The organism is Arthrobacter pasteuri, from assembly GCF_054510955.1.
In genome coordinates, this window is sequence record NZ_JBTNDO010000001.1 from 882,487 (window position 1) to 900,457 (window position 17,971).

A 17,971-nucleotide genomic window follows, 5' to 3' on the forward strand; every position below is an offset into this window, starting at 1 on the left:
AGGAGGAACCAGGCAGGACGTCGCCTGCCACAACAGCAAGGAGAGGACATCCCGTGCCTGCCGTAACCCGTCTTCGCCCAGCCGCCCTGCTCGCCGAGGCCGGCGGGGCGCCTCGCCCGGCACCGCCGTCCCCTGGCAGGCCTGCCGCGGCCGGCCCCGCCACGATCCTCCAGCTGAGGCCGTCAGCCGAACCTGCAGCGCCACCGGATTCCTCAGCACCGGCGGAGCTTTCGGCCTCTCCCGCGCGGACCGGGACCACACCGGACAGGATGCGGGAAGGGACTCCTCCGTGGGAAGCCGACCCCGACTCGTCACAGCGCATCTCGGGTATCGCCCGGTCGGTTGCCCAGGGGGCACTGGAAGTGCTGGGAGGATCGCGCCCCCTGCAGCAGATGGCGCGCTGGCTCGACCCCGAGAACTACGAACGGCTCCAACTGCGGGCGAACCTCGTGCGGTGCATCGGTACGGCCAGGAGCGCAGGCCGCGGGGATCCACGGCCGAGCGCCGACCGGCACATCGTGGTGCGCTCGGCCCGGGTGTGCCCGATCAGCCCCGGCGTCTACGAGGCCTCCGTCGTCACCTTCGACCAGAAACGGGTCCGCGCCGTCGCTCTTCGGATAGAGCAACGGCGCGGAGCGTGGCGGGTCACCGCCCTCGAGATCGGCTGACTACTTCTTCCGGGACTTCTTGCCCCCCGCGGGCTCGGCCTGGACCTTGTTCCGCTCCACGTGCATCTCGGCGTCGCCCTGGGCGTTCGGCGCCGTGAAGTTGAGGGTGGCCGGCTTCGCCGGTGCGTCGAGTCCCGCGGCCTTGATGGTGGGGGCCTGCACCACGCCCCGCCCGTCGGTCACTCCCGGGAGTCCGGTCTGCGCAGGAGCGGAGACCTCGACGTCGAGGTTGAAGAGGTACCCGATGCTCTCCTCGCGGATCGACTCCATCATCGCCTGGAAGAGGATGAAGCCCTCGCGCTGGTACTCGACCAGCGGATCCCTCTGGGCCATGGCCCGGAGGCCGATGCCCTCCTTGAGGTAATCCATCTCGTAGAGGTGCTCCTGCCACTTCCTGCCGATGACGGACAGGACCACGCGTCGTTCCAGCTCACGCATCGTCTGCTCGCCGAGGGCCTCTTCCCGCGCCTGGTATGCGAGCTTGGCGTCGGAGAGGATCTCGTCGTGCAGGAAATCACGGGTCAGCTTGGACTTGCCGCCCGCCTCCTCGATGACCTCGTCGGCGGTCAGCGTGATCGGGTACAGCGTCCTGAGGTTCGTCCACAGGAGCTCGTAATCCCAGTCGTCGCCGTGGCCCTGTTCCGTCGCCTCGTCGACCATCGCGGTGATGACGTCCTCGAGGAAGAACTGGACCTTCTCCTTGAGGTCGCCGCCCTCGAGGATCCTGCGGCGGTCGCCATAGATGGCTTCGCGCTGGCGGTTCAGGACGTCGTCGTACTTCAGGACGTTCTTGCGCTGCTCGGCGTTGCGCCCCTCGACCTGGCCCTGTGCGTTCTCGATCGCCTTGGAGACCAGCTTCGATTCGAGGGCGACGTCGTCCGGCATGGTGGCGCTGTTCATGATGCGCTCGGCGCCGCCGGAGTTGAACAGCCGCATGAGGTCGTCCGTGAGCGACAGGTAGAAGCGGGATCGGCCGGGGTCGCCCTGGCGGCCCGAGCGTCCACGCAACTGGTTGTCGATGCGGCGCGACTCGTGCCGCTCCGTACCGAGCACGTAGAGGCCGCCGAGTTCGCGGACCTCCTCCTGCTCGGCCTTGACCGCTTCCTTCGCCGCTTCGAGGGCCGCGGGCCACCTGGCCTCGTACTCCTCCGGGTTGTCCGCCGGATCGAGCCCCATCTTCTCCAGTGCCGCGACAGCGTTGAACTCGGCGTTGCCGCCGAGCATGATGTCGGTGCCACGCCCGGCCATGTTGGTGGCGACGGTGACCGCGCCCTTGCGACCGGCCTGCGCGATGATGGCCGCTTCGCGTGCGTGGTTCTTCGCGTTCAGCACCTCGTGGCGGACTCCCGCCTTCGCGAGCTGCTTCGACAGGTATTCACTCTTCTCGACGCTCGTGGTTCCGACGAGGACCGGCTGGCCGGTCTCGTGCCGCTCGACGATGTCCTTCACCACGGCGTCGAACTTGGCGACCTCGTTCTTGTAGATGAGGTCCGAGAGGTCCTTGCGGGCCATCTCCTTGTTCGTCGGAATGGGTACCACACCGAGCTTGTAGGTGGACATGAATTCGGCGGCCTCGGTCTCGGCGGTACCGGTCATGCCCGAGAGCTTCTCGTAGAGGCGGAAGTAGTTCTGCAGCGTCACGGTGGCGAGGGTCTGGTTCTCGGCCTTGATCTCCACACCCTCCTTCGCCTCGATGGCCTGGTGCATGCCCTCGTTGTAGCGCCGGCCGGCGAGGATCCGGCCGGTGTGCTCATCGACGATCATGACCTCGCCGTTCAGGACGACGTAGTCCTTGTCGCGCTTGAACAGCTCCTTCGCCTTGATGGCGTTGTTCAGGAAGCCGATCAGCGGCGTGTTGGCGGACTCGTACAGGTTGGAGATGCCGAGGTAGTCCTCGACCTTCTCGATGCCGTCCTCGAGCACGCCGACGGTGCGCTTCTTCTCGTCCACCTCGTAGTCCGCTTCGACGGAGAGCTTCTGGACGACCTTCGCGAACTCGTTGTACCAGCGGTTGACGTCGCCGGATGCCTGGCCGCTGATGATGAGCGGTGTGCGGGCCTCGTCGATGAGGATCGAATCGACCTCGTCGACGATCGCAAAGTTGTGTCCGCGCTGCACGAGTTCGGCGGCGCTCCAGGCCATGTTGTCGCGGAGGTAGTCGAACCCGAACTCGTTGTTCGTGCCGTAGGTGATGTCGGCGGCGTACTGTTCGCGGCGCGTCGCGGGATCCTGCTTGGAGAGGATGCATCCGCTCGTCAGGCCGAGGAAGCGGTAGACGCGGCCCATGAGGTCCGACTGGTACTCGGCGAGGTAGTCGTTCACCGTGACGACGTGGACACCCTTGCCTGTCAGGGCGTTGAGGTAGGCGGGCGCGGTCGCCACGAGGGTCTTGCCCTCACCGGTCTTCATCTCCGCGATGTTGCCCAGGTGGAGGGCGGCGCCGCCCATCAGCTGGACATCGAAGTGGCGGAGCCCGAGCGTCCGGCTCGACGCCTCCCGCACGGCGGCGAAGGCTTCCGGAAGCAGGTCGTCGAGGGTCGCGCCGTCGGCGTAGCGCTTCTTGAGCCGGTCGGTCTCGCCACGCAGCTCCGCGTCGGACATCTCCCGGAATTCGTCCTCGAGGACATTGATCGCGTCAGCGTAGTTGCGGAGTCGCTTCAGTGTCTTCTTATCGCCGGTGCGTAGTACTCGTTCAAGAAGTGATGGCACTGGTATTTACTCCCAATCTGATGCTGCCCAAAGATGGCGTGTCTAGTCTACGTGAGCGACGTTCGGTGCCCCGTTTTGGTTCCCCCCGCGCCACCATGCGACGACATGGGACTGCGTGTCCGCTCAGAGTAGCCTGCCGACCTGCGTGGAGAGCGAGGACGCGAGATTCCCCCGGTCCTCGACGACGACGGCGTCGAGCCCCAGCCACCGGGCGAGCAGGCACAGTTCCTCGGCGAGTTCCGCAGATGTGTCGGAGGGAGCGCCGGGCTCGGCGTGGCTGGCGCGCACCATCAGGCGGCCCGCCGACCGGTCGGCCTTGAGGTCCACCCGGGCGGCGATGCAGTCGCGGAGGAGGAAGGGCAGGACGTAGTAGCCGTGGATGCGCCGCTCGGCCGGGGTGTAGATCTCGATGCGGTAGTGGAAGTCGAAGAGCCTGTGCAGCCGGTCGCGTTCGAAGACGAGGGAGTCGAAGGGACTCAGGAGGGCCCTTCCCCGTGCCTGGCGCGGCAGGGCTGCCGCCGGGTGGAGGTACCACGGCTCGGATCCGCCGTCCACGGATGCGGTGTGCAGGGACCCCGCGGCCACGAGGTCGTCGAGGACGGCACGTGTCTCGCGCACCGGGGTACGGAAGTAGTCCGCCACGGAGCGGGCGGGGGCTACGCCGAGGGCTCCTACCGCCCGCTCGGCCAGCACGGTGAGGGCGTGCGTCCTGTCGGGCTCCTCGACGGCGAGGCCCGGATCCGGGAGCACGTCGGCGATGGGTGCATAGAGCCGCTCGAACTGGGCCGTCCGGCCCGCCGACCCCACCGTCCCCTTGGCGAAGAGGTCTTCCAGCACACGTTTGGCCGCCGTCCACCGCCACCCCCAGCCTTCGGCGGGCCGCCCGGTATCGGCACCCAGCAGTCGCTGGATGCTCGACGCGGTGAGCGGCGTGCCGTGACCGAGGAGGTCGAGGATGGACGACTCGAGGTCCTGCCGCAGCGCAGCCGGCACGCTGGCCGCTCCCATCCAGGTCCGGCGCTGCCAGACGCGCAGGTGCGGGAACAGCTCGGGCGCGACGAGGCTCGCCTCATGGGCCCAGTACTCCACCAGCCGCCGGGGTGCCCGGGAGTACAGCGCGTCGAGGTGCGCGGGATCATAGGAACCGAGGCGGGAGAACAGGGGCAGGTAGTGCGACCGGGCGAGGACGTTCACCGAATCGATCTGGAGTACCTGCAGCCGTTGGACTGCGATGGCGACGGCCCGGCGCGACGGCGGCGCCTCGAGGCGCGGACGGTGCAGGCCCTGGGCGGCGAGGAGGATGCGTCGGGCCTGGGCGGTCGTGAGGTTCGGCATGGACTCCGGCATGGAACTGCCCCCGCGCGGTGCGTGGAGGCAGTTCCGGGTATGCGGTCGATAGGTTGTCGGGTGGCGGGTTGATCGGCGCGACCGGGGTGCCCGGTGCGCGGGACACTAGGCGGAAGCGGCTTCCTTGGCGCGGTAGGCCAGGAGTTCCTCGTGGGGCTCCTCGGTTCCCTCCGCGCATTTCGCGTCGAGCGTGATCACGCCGTAGGTCCAGGCCTGCCTCCGGTAGACCACCGAGGGGGCGCCGGTGGCGGAATCGATGAAGAGGTAGAAATCGTGCCCGACGAGCTCCATGTTGTCGACGGCATCGTCCAGGGTCATCGGTATCCCCGAGAAGACCTTGCGGCGGATCAGGACCGGTGAGTCCCCGGCAGGGACGTCATCGGGGGACGAATAGGCGTCGAGGTTCTCGGACTGGGTATCCGGCTCGTGCGACGTCGGTTCGATGGCGGGGGTCTCGAGATAGAGGGGCTGCGTCGGGTCCGCCGGCTCCAGACCGGCTGTTGCGGCGCCGACGGCCACCGGCGTGTGCCGGCCGTGGTGGACCTTGCGCCGGTCACGGGCCCGCCGGAGACGCTCGAGGAGTTTGCCGTAGGCGAGGTCGAACGCGGCGAATTTGTCGGCCGCCGTAGCCTCTGCCCGAACCACCGGGCCCCTGCAGAGCACCGTCAGTTCGACCGTGAGCGAGGTATCCGCCATGCGTGCGCTGGTTTCCTTGGTGATCTTCGCATCGATGCGCTGTACCTTGTCGCCGAGCTGCTCTATCTTGTCGATCTTCTCCGTCGCGTACTCACGGAAACGGTCCGATACCGCCAGGTTTCGACCATTGATCACAAACTCCATGGTGCCCTCCACATCGCTAGCTGACACGACGGCAGCCGAGGCGTTTCATAGAGCCGCCGCCGACGGGTACGTGTCATCACTGTGTCGTACCCGTACTTCACGTTAGATCACGGCTGTCCTTTATTCATCCTTCGGCGCTCCGAATCTTCCGGTAGCTTGCCGGACGTCGGGTGAGGCACTAGGGGCGGCGCGTGGCAGGTCCGGAGAGGGTGGCCGGGTCAGGTCGTCGGGCCGGGACCCGCGTCCGCAGAACCTCCGGCAGGTGATGACGTCGCGGCGATCACCACGGCTCCGAGCACCTGGGCCCCCTGCTGGACGAGCACGCGATGCACCTCGCCGATGGTCGCTCCCGTGGTGAGGACGTCGTCGACGATGATGCACTCCCGTCCGGCGAGGCGGGTCCGGGTGTATCTGGCCGGGGCCATCGAGCCGAGGACGTTCGCGCGCCGATGCCGACGTCCGAGTCCTTTCTGCCCGCCGCCCGGCCCGGAGCCTGCCGCGGCCAGGGCCGCGAGCGCCGGCACTCCGCCGTGGAGCAGGGCGGCAGAAAGCCGAACCAGCTCCGAACGCTGCCGGACGACCGGCGCGAGGACTGCACCCGCAGGCAGATGGCCGCCGCGGTCCAGCCGGGACAGGAGGAGTATCAGCGGGTCGTACCCGCGTCGCTGCCGGGATGAAGCCCGGGTCGGAACGGGCACGATCAGGACCGGCCCGGACGTGCGCCGCCCGTCCCCGGCTCCCGAGACTCCCTGATGCAGCGCGCCGGCCAGGGCAGCGGCGACGGGAGCGGCCAGGTCCGCGTGACCGTGGTCCTTGTAGGCCAGCAGCACGACCGACACGGCCCGACCGTACCGTCCGGCTGCGAGTACGGGCAGCGGGCCGTAGGACGGCCCGTTCTGGTCCGGCGTCCCGCCCGCGGTCCGCGTCCCAGCCTGTGCTGGGCCTCGCTCGACGTCGGGAAGGGACTCGGCCCCGGTCTCGGCGGAAAAGGGCCGCGCCGTGGCGCTGCGGAAGAGCCCAAGGCATGCCGGGCAGAGCGACGTGTCCCACTGGCCGCAGAGCACGCACGACGACGGCAGGACGAGGGCGCCGAAGTCTGCAAGGGCACCTACTGTCCGCTGGTAGGCCCGTCCGAAGACGACACGGTCGAGGAGCGGAGCGAAACCGGTGGAACGCATGACCCAAGGCCATCACGCCTGCACGGCGGATCGCGGCCCGACAACCGCTATGTGGACGGTCCTACCCCGGGAAGGCCGGATCGACCACGGCCAGCTGCTCATCCACCCAGCTGTTGCCGATGCGTCGGTACAGCGTGCCGGCGGCCTGCACATAGAAGGTGTCTTCTGCGTCGGACCCGGCGCTGATACCGAGGACGCCGTCGAGCGCGGCCATCGTCTCCTGTTCGCCGTTCAGCTGCAGGATGACCGGGGTGGCCTCCTCGTTCGCACCCGTCGAGGACGCCACGATCGCGCTCTGGCCTGCCCACTTGGCCGTGTCGATGGTCCCGTCCGTCGGCAGCGAAAGAGGGGTGGTGAGCGATTGTGGCACTCCTTCGGTGGAGCGGGTGACGCCGGCCACCAGCACCTCGCCGACGCCGTCGCGGTCCGTCACCATCAGTGCGCGCGAGCCGTCACGCGAGATCCGCAGTTCCTTCACCTTCCTGTCCCCGAGCCATCCCGCCGCGAGCTTCGCGGCGTTCGCCTCGGTTCCGCCCGGAGGAATCGCAAGGACCTCGCTGCGTCCTCCGGCCGCCCTGGTGGTCCACACCCAGTTGTCCGGATCGAAGGAGGGCTGGGTGAGGGCGCTGCCCTTGGCGACCGCCCGGGCCTGGCTGCCCGGCGCCGTGACGAACAGGGATGTCCCGGCGGAGTTCACGAACGCGTAGGCACTGCCGGAGACCGAGGTGGCCGGATCGCGCGGCTGGGACCCGGCCACCGAGGGCAGCCCCTCGATCGGTACGACGGCCCCGTTGCGCACCCGCACGAGCTCATTGCCTGCGATCGCGACCTGCTCGCCCCCGACGTCGGGAGCCAGCTCGGGGACGACGAGCTCGGGCGAGGTGGCACCGAGTTCGATCGGCTGGCCGCTGGTCATCTCCACCGACGTGACGTCGTTGAGGCCGAGCAGGTTGGCCTGGAGTTGCTGGTTCATCTGCTGCAGGCCGAGGCTGGTGGCGTTCTCCAGGACCTCCGAGGAGAGCTCCACCGATGCCGTGCCCGAGGTGATCGGCACGGAGTCCCGCGCGAGGGTCACCCCTTCGGGGAAGGCGCTGGTCACCGAGCCCTGCAGGTACGGCGCCGGACCGGCCAGCATCGCACCGACGATCCTCGCCGTCACCCCTGTCCTCCGGACGAACCAGCGGGCATCGGGGACCCAGTAACGGTAGTTGCTGCTGTAGAAGTAGAGGCTGTGGGAGAGCAGGAGGTCCCGGGCGCTGCTCTGGGCGAGCATGATGCCGTCCGGGACCTCACCGATCCGCCACTCACCGTTGACCTGGGCCATCCGTACTCCGAGGGTCTCCGTCGCCGGGACGGGACTGTTGGTCCGCACTCCCCTGGCGTCGATCGTCCCCGTCGTCTCCAGCTGGATCTGGTACACCCCCTCGGCCTCGCGCTTCTCCACGCGTGGATCGGACCGGAACAGGACGATTCGTTCCTCGGGATCCCAGGACTGCGCCAGTTCCGGCGTGAGGAACTGGCGTGCCACGCTGTAGCCGTCACCTGCACCGGTTCCGGCCGTGATGAAGTCGCGGAGGATCCGCTCGGGTGTGGCACCGGGCGCCGGGCCCTCGGGATCGAAGGCGGGCGCGACGGCGTCGGCCCCTGCCTCGGTGGCCGCGATCACGCCCACGGGTCCCTTCGTCGGAATGGCCGAACAGCCTCCGAGCACCAGCAGGCAGACAGCGACCAGGGCGGCAAGGACAACCGCCGGCACCTGGCGTGCGGGGCGGGGACTCCCGGACCGGCCGTCCGGCATGGTGCTACTGCGTCGCACTGCTCTCCCTCGCTCCGTCGCCGGCATCGTCCTGTGAATCCACTCGTGCATCCATCCCCGTATCCATCCCCGCATCCGTCGGCAGGTGCTGCCCGACCCGGGTCAGCTGCGAGCCCGAAACCGGCGGCAGTGCCAGGGGCGACGATGCCAGGACGATGCCCTGGCGACGCGGCAGCGTGAGCCGGAAGCAGGCTCCCTCGCCGGGCATGCCCCATGCCTCGAGCCAGGCACTGTGGAGCCGGGCGTCCTCCGTCGCGATGGACAGCCCCAGGCCGCTGCCTCCCGTGGTGCGTGCCCGCGCCGGGTCGGCCCGCCAGAACCTGTCGAAGACGCGTGAAGCCTCGAGCGTGGTCATCCCGATGCCGTAGTCGCGCACGGCGACGGCGACGGCTTCCGGGTTGCACGCGATGTAGATCTCCACCGGCCTCGCTTCCCCGTGCTCGAGGGCGTTCACGATCAGGTTGCGGAGGATGCGGTCGATGCGGCGCGCATCCGCGTCCACGATGCAGCTCGTCTCGGCCGACACGATGCGGAGGTCCGACCCGAGCCGCTCGGCGAGCGGATGCGCTCCCTCGATGGCGTGCTCGACGAGCTGGACGATGTCCACCGATTCCGCCTCCAGCACGGCAGCACCGGCATCGAACCGGGAGATTTCGAGGAGGTCCGCGAGGAGGGCCTGGAAGCGCTCCACCTGGTCGAACAGGATCTCCGCGGATCGCTTGTTCACCGGATTGAACTCGTCGCGCGCGTCGAAGAGCACTTCGGCCGCCATCCGCACCGTGGTCAGTGGGGTCCGGAGTTCGTGCGAGACGTCCGACACGAAACGCTGCTGCATCTGCGACAGTTGCGCCAGCTGGGTGATCTGGTCCTGCAGGCTGCCCGCCATGTGGTTGAACGCGGCCCCCAGTCGGGCCACCTCGTCCTCCCCGCTGACCTCCATGCGTTCCTGCAACTGGCCCGACGCCAGCTTCTCCGAGACGGACGCCGCGTGGCTGACCGGCTGGACCACACTGCGGGTCACGTACCAGGTGATGGCGCCGATCACGAGCAGCAGCACGAGGCCCGCCAGCCACAGGACGCCATGGATGTAGTCGAGCGTGGACTGCATCGAGGACAGGTCGTAGTAGACGTACAGGGCGTAGGGGCTGCGCTCGGGCGGCAGTTGGACCTGCGTCCCGAAGGCGATCCCCGGCGCGTCCTGGTCGCCGTCCTGCGTGACGGGGATGGTCATGGGAGCCCAGTACACGTCCTGGCCGCTGCCGACCGCCGCCTGGAGGTCGGGCGGAAGCATGCCCGCGGTGGCGCCGTCCTGGCTCACGGTCGTCGGGATGAACAGTCCCTCGCCCCCCGAGATCGGGACCAGGATCGACTGCCGCGGCGCGTCCGTCTCGTTGCCCACCAGGGCATTGACCGAATCGAGCACCAGCCGGCTCGTCGTATCGCGGTCCGTGGCCGAGGAGTCCCGGAACACCGCTTTGGTGGAGGTCAGCGCCGAGGTGGCCTCGCCACTGAACTGGTCGAACCGCTCGTCGTAGAGCGCGCTCGCGATCTGGTTGGACAGGAAGCCTCCGACCGCGACGAAGGAGACGGAAGTGAGGAGCATCGTCGCGACGACGGTCCGGAACTGGAGCGACCTGCGCCAATGGCTCGCCACCGACCGCAGCATCGCCCGGGCCCGGGCCAGATCGATACCGGCCGGAGCGATACCGGCCGGAGCGACCGGAGCCGTCGCGGGATGCGAGGCCGGCGACGCACCGCCCAGGTCGTTGTCGTGGTCGTGGTCGTGGTCGTGGTCGTCCGGACGGTCCGCGTCCGGGACGGCAGACCTGGCCGCAGGCGCGGCCGAGACAGCCACTCCGGATCCGGACGCCGGAACCGACGGTCCGGGTCGGCGATCGGGGTCCGTCAGGGAAGCCGGCGGAGCACCCTTCCGGGGAGCGCGGCCGGCTGGGCCCTCCGGATCAGCCCTGTCCGGCCTTGTATCCGACACCACGCACCGTCAGGACGATCTCGGGTGCCTCGGGATCGCGTTCGATCTTCGAACGCAGCCGCTGCACGTGGACGTTGACGAGCCGGGTGTCGGCGGCGTGGCGGTACCCCCACACCTGCTCGAGGAGGAGCTCGCGCGTGAACACCTGCCAGGGTTTCCGGGCGAGGGCCACCAGCAGGTCGAATTCCAGCGGGGTCAGTGACACGCGCTCCCCGGCCCGCATGACCTCATGGCCGGCGACGTCGATGCTCACCTCGCCGATCCGCAGGGTCTCGGGAGCCTTCGATTCGGCGGGCCGCAGCCTCGCCCGCACTCGTGCCACGAGTTCGGCCGGCTTAAAGGGCTTGGGCACGTAGTCGTCGGCCCCCGATTCGAGTCCGCGCACGACGTCGGACGTGTCCGACTTCGCGGTCAGCATCACGATGGGGAGATCGGACTCGCTGCGGATCTGGCGGCACACCTCGATACCGTCCATCCCCGGAAGCATCAGGTCCAGCAACACGAGGTCCGGATGGGTGGAGCGGAAGACACCGAGCGCAGCTGCACCATCGGCGCAGAACACAGGGTCGAATCCGTCGTTGCGCAGGACGATGCCGATCATTTCGGACAGGGCTTCGTCGTCATCGATGACTAGTATGCGAGCCTTCATACCCCCATACTGTCCCATCGGGCGCGTAAAGTCCTGTCAGCCCCACCGGCGGAACTCCGGAGCGGCACGACATCCCGCCGGGCGCGGTTGGTCCGAATGGTGGCTTGCGTCACTATGATGCTGGAGGGGGATGCCTGCTGTATGCCTCGCGGAGTATCGACCGAGGGGGCGCCATGGGCCAGGGAAGTGATCGACCGAACGACGGGGAGCCTGAGGGCGGGTCAGGCGGGCAAGGCATCGGCGGAGCTCCGGCTCCCCACGCGGCGGAGAGCCAGACGGCGGAGAGCCAGGCGGCAGCACACCAGCCGGCAGCGCCGTGGCAGGCGCCCGGCGACCGACCGTCCGGTGACCGACCGTCCGGTGACCGAACGCCGGGTACGCCGACACCTCACGCATCGGGCCTGCCTGCGTCGACCTGGCCGCCCCCGGGCCCCTCGACCGGCGGCACTCCGTACGGCACCCGGGCCCCGAACCAGGGGTGGGGCGGCTACGCCTCTCCGGGGATGCAGCAGCCCGCCCCCTACGGTGGCTCGGCCTACCCTCCCCCCGCGTACCAGGCATCCAGCTACCAGGCGTCCAGCTACCAGGCATCCGGGTACCAGGCGCCCCCGAAGCCCGGCGTCATTCCACTGCGGCCGCTCGGTCTCGGCGAGATCCTCGACGGCGCCTTCCAGGCCTGCCGCAGGAACCCCGTCGCTACCTTCGGCAGCGCCATCCTGCTCCAGGCCGTCGTCACCCTGGCGACGGTCCTCCTGTTCGGCAACATCCTGTCGTCCATGGAGGTGTTCGAGTCGCAGAGCCCGACTTCGGAGGACCTCATCGGCGCCTTCGCCGGCTTCGGCGTCGCCGCCTCGGCGGCGGGAGTCGTGTCGGGGGCAGCCCTGCTGATCCTGCAGGGCATCCTCGTGATCCCGGTCGCCCGGGCCGTGATCAACCAGCGGACGTCCTTCGGGCAGGCCTGGCGCCTCGCCCGCGGCCGCATCCTCCCACTCTTCGGGTTCGGCCTCCTGTCCCTTGCCGCCGGGCTCCTGGGCCTGCTCCTCCTCGTCGGGATCTCGGCGCTGGCCATCGCGGGCCTCGAGGAGTATTCGGCCCTGGTCATCGTGCCGCTCGTGCTCGGCGTGGCCGTGGTGCTGGCCTGGGCGAGCACGAAACTCGTCGTCGCCCCGGCAGCCCTCATGCTCGAGGGAACCGGCCCCTGGACGTCCATCAAGCGGTCGTGGCAGCTGACCCGCGGGAACTGGTGGCGGACGTTCGGCATCATCGTGCTGACGAGCATCATCGTCTCGATCATCGCCTCCGTCATCTCCATGCCGCTCACCTTCGCCGTATCCCTCCTCGTCGGCTTCAGTTCCGCGGCGTCCTCCCCCGACGCACTGTCTTCGCTGCCGCTCATTGCCGCGACCCAGGCCATCGCTGCCCTCTTCACGGCCATCGGGTACGCCTTCCAGTCGGGCGTCACGTCACTGCTCTACGTCGACCTCCGCATGCGGCGGGAGGGGTTCGACGTCGTGCTGCTCCGCGAGCACGAGCAGTCGGCGGCAGGGCGGACGGACATGATCCCGGGCGGTATCACCTCCTTCGGCCACCGGCCCGGCGGTCCTGCGTGATGCCCCGGCGTGCCGCGGCAGCACCCGGGAGCCCCGGCACGAGCTGCCCGTGAGCACCGGGGCGCTCCGGTTCCTGGTACCGGACTCCGACGAAGCCCGCCGGCTCCTCGAGGAGGAACTGGCGAAGCCCGCCTACGTCGAGGCGCAGCCCAACCTCGTCGAACGCATCCTCGGCGACATCCTCCGGAGTATCGTGCGGCTCCTCGACGGCCTCGACGGCCTCGGGGCGGGGCCGGGGACGCTCGTCGTCGCGATCGGCGCCTCGCTCCTCATCCTCCTGGCCATCGTGCTCATCAGGCCGCGCCTCAACGCACGCGGCAGGAAACCGGAGGCCGGCGTCTTCGATGACGGAGGGAAGCGCTCCGGCGCCCACCACAGGAACAGGGCCGCCGGTCTCGCGCGGAGCGGAGACTGGAACGACGCCGTCGCGGAGCTGCTGCGCGCGATCATCCGCTCGGCGGAGGAGCGCCTCGTCCTCGAGGAGCACCCGGGCAGGACGGCGACGGAAGCAGGCGTCCAGCTCGGGGGCGTGTTCCCGCCCCTGTCCTCCGACGTCGCCTGGCTCGCCGACCTGTTCAACGAGACCCGTTACGGAAGCGGCACGGCCACGGACGAGGACTACCGGCGTGCCGCCGGCCTCGACGCGCGGCTGTCCTCCGAGCGGCCCCTGCCCGCCGGGGGCACGACTCCGCTGGTGGCCCCGCAGTGAAGTCCGGGGCGACGCCCCGCGCGCTGCACGGGGAGCAGGCGACCGAGCTGCCACCGGCCACGGAAAGCATGTCGGTGCGGCCCCGCACCGTGACCGGCGGCGGGGTGACCGGCAGCGGGGTGACCGGCAGCGAGGTGATGGGTGACGGCGGGAGTGCCCTGGCCACGGCCCGCTCGCGGCTGCGGCGCGCCCTCCCCCTCATCGTCGGCGCCGTCGTCCTCGCGGTGATCGTCCTGATCAACCTCCTGCCCGGGTCAGAGAAGGACGACCGCCCGCTGTCCCCCGGCAATCCCGGGCCCGAGGGCGCCCGGGCCGTGGCGGAGGTCCTCGCGGCGCAGGGCGTCGACGTCGTCCGGCCGGATTCGTTCGACGACGCGATGGAATCGCTCGGGACCGGACAGGCGACGCTGTTCCTCAACGACGCGCTCGGGTATCTCAGCGCCGGGCAGGTGGCGGACCTCACCGCAGCGGCGGGCCGCACGGTCCTCGCAGCACCCGGTGACCGACAGCTGACCGCGCTCGATGACGACTTCACGCTGCTCGGTCCGCTTCCCTTCGACCTCGGCGGCGACTCGCCGGCCCTGGCCGCCGACTGCCCCGACCCCGCCGCGTCGGCCGCTGGTACCGTCTCATCGACGGGCGAGGCCTACTCGGGGGGCACCGAATGCTTCCCGACGACGATCGACGGGAAGACGGGCGGCCTGTACGTCACGAGCGTCGACGGCTCGGTGGCCATCCTGGGCGCTCCGGCCATCCTCTCCAACGGATCCATCACCGACGAGGGGAATGCCGCACTGGCCCTGCAGGCGCTGGGCTCCTCCCCGACGCTCGTGTGGTTCGAGCCGACGGGAGCGGACGTCGCCTCGAGCGGCGAGGGTATCGACCCCTTCACCCTCCTGCCGGACTGGCTCGACTACCTGCTCGTGTGGCTCCTCGCCTGCTCGGTCCTCGCCATGGTGTGGCGCGGGCGCCGGCTGGGACCGCTGGCGGTCGAGCCGTTGCCCGTCGTCGTGCGCGCCGCCGAGACCGCGGAGGGGCGTGCGCGCCTCTACCAGGACTCCCGCTCCGTGGCGCATGCCGCGGCCACCCTGCGGGCGGCGACGCTCACCCGCATGGCCCGACGCCTGCGGGTGGACCGCTCGGCGTCCCCGGGAGAGGTCCTCGAGGCGGCCGCACGCCACGGCGGACGGCCCCGGGCCGAGCTGGAACAGCGACTGCTCCACTACACACCGACCACGAATCGTGAGCTTGTGCTCTGGGCACAGGAGATCCTCGACCTCGAGAAGGAGATTCCATGATGAACCCATCCGAAGGCCTGCAGGACGGGACGCCGCAGGCGTCTCAGGGGGCCCCGACGGGCGGAGCGCACCACGCGACCCGCGTCGAGGAACGGGCACCGGAGACGTCCCGGCGGGCAGCGTCCGACGGCGAGTCCGCCCGCGCAGCGCTCCTGCGGGTGCGCGCGGAGGTCGGCAAGTCGATCGTCGGGCAGGACCCGGCCGTCACGGGACTGCTGATCGGACTCCTGGCCGACGGGCACGTCCTGCTGGAGGGAGTCCCGGGCGTCGCCAAGACGCTGCTCGTGAGGACCCTCGCCACTGCCCTGGACCTCGACACCAAGCGCGTCCAGTTCACGCCGGACCTCATGCCCGGCGACATCACGGGCTCGCTCATCTACGACTCCAGCACCTCGGAGTTCGCGTTCCGGGAGGGACCGGTCTTCACGAACATCCTCCTCGCCGACGAGATCAACCGCACTCCGCCCAAGACGCAGGCATCCCTCCTGGAGGCCATGGAGGAGCGCCAGGTATCGGTCGACGGCGTCTCGCGCCGGCTGCCGGCGCCGTTCCTCGTCGCGGCGACCCAGAACCCGGTGGAGTACGAGGGGACCTATCCCCTGCCCGAGGCGCAGCTCGACCGCTTCCTCCTCAAGCTCACCGTCCCGCTTCCCGGGCGCGACGACGAGATCGAGGTCGTCCGCCGCCACAGCGTCGGCTTCGACCCCCGCAACCTCGGGGCGGCCGGTGTCCGGCCGGTCGCAGGGGCCGAGGACATCGAGCATGCCCGGGCGGCAGTGGCCCGGGTGGCCATCGCGCCCGAGGTGCTCGCCTACATCGTCGACCTCGTGCGCGCGACGAGGTCGTCGCCGTCGTTCCAGCTCGGCGTCTCCCCGCGCGGTGCCACAGCCCTGCTCAACACCTCGCGTGCGTGGGCGTGGCTCTCGGGCCGGTCCTTCGTGACGCCCGACGACGTGAAGGCACTTACCCTTCCCGCGCTCCGGCACCGCGTCGCGCTGAGGCCCGAGGCCCAGATGGACGGCGTCGAGGTCGACGACGTCCTCCGCGGCATCCTCGGCACCGTCCCCGTCCCGCGCTAGGGCCCCACGCGCTCCGCCGGCCCTGCCCGATCAGAGAGGAATCCCCTTGGTCATCACCGGCCGCCTCGTCCTCCTGGCGCTGCTCGGCGTCCTTCCCGTGGTCCTGAACCCGGGCGCGACATCGATCCTGCTGTGGGCCGGCATCCTCGCCGCCCTTGCCGGACTCGACCTGGCGCTCGCCGCCTCGCCGCGCCGGATCGGACTCGTGCGCACGCTGCCCGACAGCGTCCGGCTGGGTGAGCAGTGCCGCAGCTCCCTGGTCCTGCGCAACGACACCTCACGCCGGCTCCGGGTGACAGTGCGCGAGGCGTGGCAGCCGTCGGCGGGAGCGGCCGACCCCGAGCAGTCCGTCCGGGTGCCTCCCGGCAAGGCGCGACGCATGACGGTCACCCTGCTCCCCGCGCGGCGCGGCATCCTCCGGGTGGAGACCGTCGCCCTGCGGAGCACCGGCCCGCTCGGCGTCGCTGCCCGGCAGGTCACGGTCCCGGCACCGGGCGTGCTCAGGGTGCTCCCGCCGTTCCACTCGAAGCGGCACCTCCCGTCCAAACTCCGTCGACTGCGCGAACTCGACGGCCAGTCCGCGGTCCAGATCCGCGGTGCGGGCACCGAGTTCGATTCCCTGCGGGACTACGTCCGCGGCGACGACGTGCGCTCGATCGACTGGCGGGCCACCGCACGACGCCGCGACACGGTCGTGCGGACGTGGCGCCCGGAGCGCGACCGGCGCGTCGTGGTCGTCCTCGACACATCCCGTACCTCCGCTGCGAGGATCCTCGACGAGCCTCGGCTGGACACGGGCATCGAAGCCGCGCTGTTGCTCTCCGTCCTCGCCGAGCGTGGCGGGGACAAGGCGCACTTCCTGGCCTTCGACCGCAGGCTCCGTGCACGCGTGGACTCGACCGCCAAGGGGAACCTCCTGGGTTCCCTCGTGAACGCCATGGCACCCCTCGAACCCGAACTCATCGAGGCGGACTGGTCCCGTGTGCCGGCGCAGGTGCGTGCGGCGTCCGCCCACCGGTCACTCGTGGTGCTGTTGACATCGCTGGACTCGGGCGCCGTGGAGGAGGGCCTGCTGCCGGCACTGCCGGGACTCACCCGACGCCACGTCGTCGTGGTCGCGTCGGTACGGGACCCGAGGCTCGAGGAGATGAGCGTCGACCGGTCGACGGCCGCGGCGACCTTCCGCGCCGCGGCCGCGGAACGTGCACTGCTGGACCGCGCGGCCGTGGCCCACCAGATCCGCCTCCTCGGCGCCGAGGTCGTGGACGCGGTGCCCGCGGACCTCCCGCCGCAACTCGCCGACGCCTACATCCGCCTCAAGGCCGCCGGGCGCCTGTGACGGCCTGCTACGGCCCGCCGCGTGGTTGACTGGTGGTCCGAGCGAAGGAAGGCGACCCCATGGCCTCGATCTACCAGGACGCGATGGGCAGCGACTTCGGCCGCCTGCAGCCCGAACTGCGCGAGTACTTCGGGCTCTCCGCGGAGAGCGGCCTCTCCGGCCACGGCCGCGGGATCTTCGACGTCGCCGGCTGCCCCGCCTGGTTCGCGCGGCCGGCGTTCCGGCTCACCGCCCTCGAGAACGCCTTCTTCCCCGAGTACAACAGCAACGTACCGTTCACCATCAGCAACTACCCCCACGTCGACCCGTTCGGGCGGCCGGCCCTCACGGCCAGGCGCGAGCTCGACTTCGGCACGACGCGGCGGGTCTTCGAGGACACGACCTCGCTGCAGGACGGTGTCCTCACGGACTACGTCGGCAGGTACCGGCGGATGGCGACGCTCCTGACGTGCTCCGCCACCGACGACGGGCACATCCGGATGGTCTCCTCGCGGACGCGCGTCTTCGCAGGCCTGCGGCTGCCCCTGCCCGACGCCCTCGGTGCGCTCGCCTACGTGGAGCAGTGGTGGGACGAGGCCGCCGGGGAGTTCCGGATCAGCACCCGGGTGGTGCACCGCCAGCTCGGGACGCTGCTCGTCTACGCCGGACGCTTCGACTACGTCCTCGAGGAGTTCGACGGCGTCCTTCCCGCCGAGGCCACCCCTCGGCGCTGGGAGCGACGCGTCTGACCGGACGGACC

Annotated in this window: 14 protein-coding genes; 7 read left to right on the plus strand and 7 right to left on the minus strand. The window is 70.1% G+C overall.

What is annotated here, in order from left to right:
* Positions 1–53: 53 nt before the first annotated feature.
* Positions 54–668, plus strand: a complete 615-nt coding sequence (locus ACX80H_RS04115) for an Rv3235 family protein (RefSeq protein ID WP_459311222.1) — start codon at positions 54–56, stop codon at positions 666–668.
* Here ACX80H_RS04115 and secA read toward each other — a convergent pair whose 3' ends face one another.
* The 7 genes from secA to mtrA all read right to left on the minus strand — a co-directional run bounded on the left by secA (position 669) and on the right by mtrA (position 11,197).
* Complete coding sequence (gene secA / locus ACX80H_RS04120) at positions 669–3,377, minus strand: preprotein translocase subunit SecA (protein ID WP_459311224.1); 2,709 nt, start codon at positions 3,375–3,377, stop codon at positions 669–671.
* 123 nt (positions 3,378–3,500) lie between these two features.
* Positions 3,501–4,712: a winged helix-turn-helix domain-containing protein gene (locus ACX80H_RS04125; protein ID WP_459311226.1), complete on the minus strand. Its 1,212-nt coding sequence runs from the start codon at positions 4,710–4,712 to the stop codon at positions 3,501–3,503.
* Between the two features lie 117 nt (positions 4,713–4,829).
* Complete coding sequence (gene hpf / locus ACX80H_RS04130; RefSeq protein WP_459311228.1) at positions 4,830–5,564, minus strand: ribosome hibernation-promoting factor, HPF/YfiA family; 735 nt, start codon at positions 5,562–5,564, stop codon at positions 4,830–4,832.
* 218 nt (positions 5,565–5,782) lie between these two features.
* Positions 5,783–6,742, minus strand: a complete 960-nt coding sequence (locus ACX80H_RS04135; RefSeq protein ID WP_459311230.1) for a ComF family protein — start codon at positions 6,740–6,742, stop codon at positions 5,783–5,785.
* A 61-nt stretch (positions 6,743–6,803) separates the two neighbouring features.
* Complete coding sequence (locus ACX80H_RS04140; RefSeq protein ID WP_459311232.1) at positions 6,804–8,558, minus strand: LpqB family beta-propeller domain-containing protein; 1,755 nt, start codon at positions 8,556–8,558, stop codon at positions 6,804–6,806.
* On the minus strand, positions 8,545–10,224 hold the full coding sequence (gene mtrB, locus ACX80H_RS04145; RefSeq protein WP_459313359.1) for an MtrAB system histidine kinase MtrB: 1,680 nt from the start codon (positions 10,222–10,224) through the stop codon (positions 8,545–8,547). The genes ACX80H_RS04140 and mtrB overlap by 14 nt, the downstream gene beginning before the upstream one ends.
* 295 nt (positions 10,225–10,519) lie before the next feature.
* Positions 10,520–11,197 carry an MtrAB system response regulator MtrA gene (gene mtrA, locus ACX80H_RS04150; protein ID WP_459311234.1) on the minus strand — a complete coding sequence of 226 codons (678 nt, stop codon included), beginning with the start codon at positions 11,195–11,197 and terminating at the stop codon, positions 10,520–10,522.
* 503 nt (positions 11,198–11,700) lie between these two features.
* On the opposite strand from mtrA, the gene ACX80H_RS04155 reads away from it, so the two are divergent.
* From ACX80H_RS04155 to ACX80H_RS04180, 6 genes are read left to right on the plus strand one after another with little or no spacing between them, the layout of a single operon-like run.
* Positions 11,701–12,807: a DUF7847 domain-containing protein gene (locus ACX80H_RS04155; RefSeq protein WP_459311235.1), complete on the plus strand. Its 1,107-nt coding sequence runs from the start codon at positions 11,701–11,703 to the stop codon at positions 12,805–12,807.
* 49 nt (positions 12,808–12,856) lie between these two features.
* A complete protein-coding gene (locus tag ACX80H_RS04160) occupies positions 12,857–13,516 on the plus strand; it encodes a DUF4129 domain-containing protein (protein WP_459311237.1) in 660 nt (219 codons plus the stop codon).
* Positions 13,513–14,814 carry a DUF4350 domain-containing protein gene (locus ACX80H_RS04165; RefSeq protein ID WP_459311239.1) on the plus strand — a complete coding sequence of 434 codons (1,302 nt, stop codon included), beginning with the start codon at positions 13,513–13,515 and terminating at the stop codon, positions 14,812–14,814. The genes ACX80H_RS04160 and ACX80H_RS04165 overlap by 4 nt, the downstream gene beginning before the upstream one ends.
* The gene (locus tag ACX80H_RS04170) at positions 14,811–15,893 is read left to right on the plus strand and encodes an AAA family ATPase (protein WP_459311241.1); all 1,083 of its coding nucleotides are present in this window, start codon (positions 14,811–14,813) and stop codon (positions 15,891–15,893) included. Before ACX80H_RS04165 ends, ACX80H_RS04170 begins: the two co-directional genes overlap by 4 nt.
* A gap of 46 nt (positions 15,894–15,939) precedes the next feature.
* Positions 15,940–17,232, plus strand: coding sequence for a DUF58 domain-containing protein (locus ACX80H_RS04175; RefSeq protein WP_459311243.1), 1,293 nt, complete (start codon positions 15,940–15,942; stop codon positions 17,230–17,232).
* Between the two features lie 59 nt (positions 17,233–17,291).
* Complete coding sequence (locus tag ACX80H_RS04180; protein WP_459311245.1) at positions 17,292–17,960, plus strand: DUF4166 domain-containing protein; 669 nt, start codon at positions 17,292–17,294, stop codon at positions 17,958–17,960.
* The last annotated feature ends 11 nt before the right edge of the window (positions 17,961–17,971 follow it).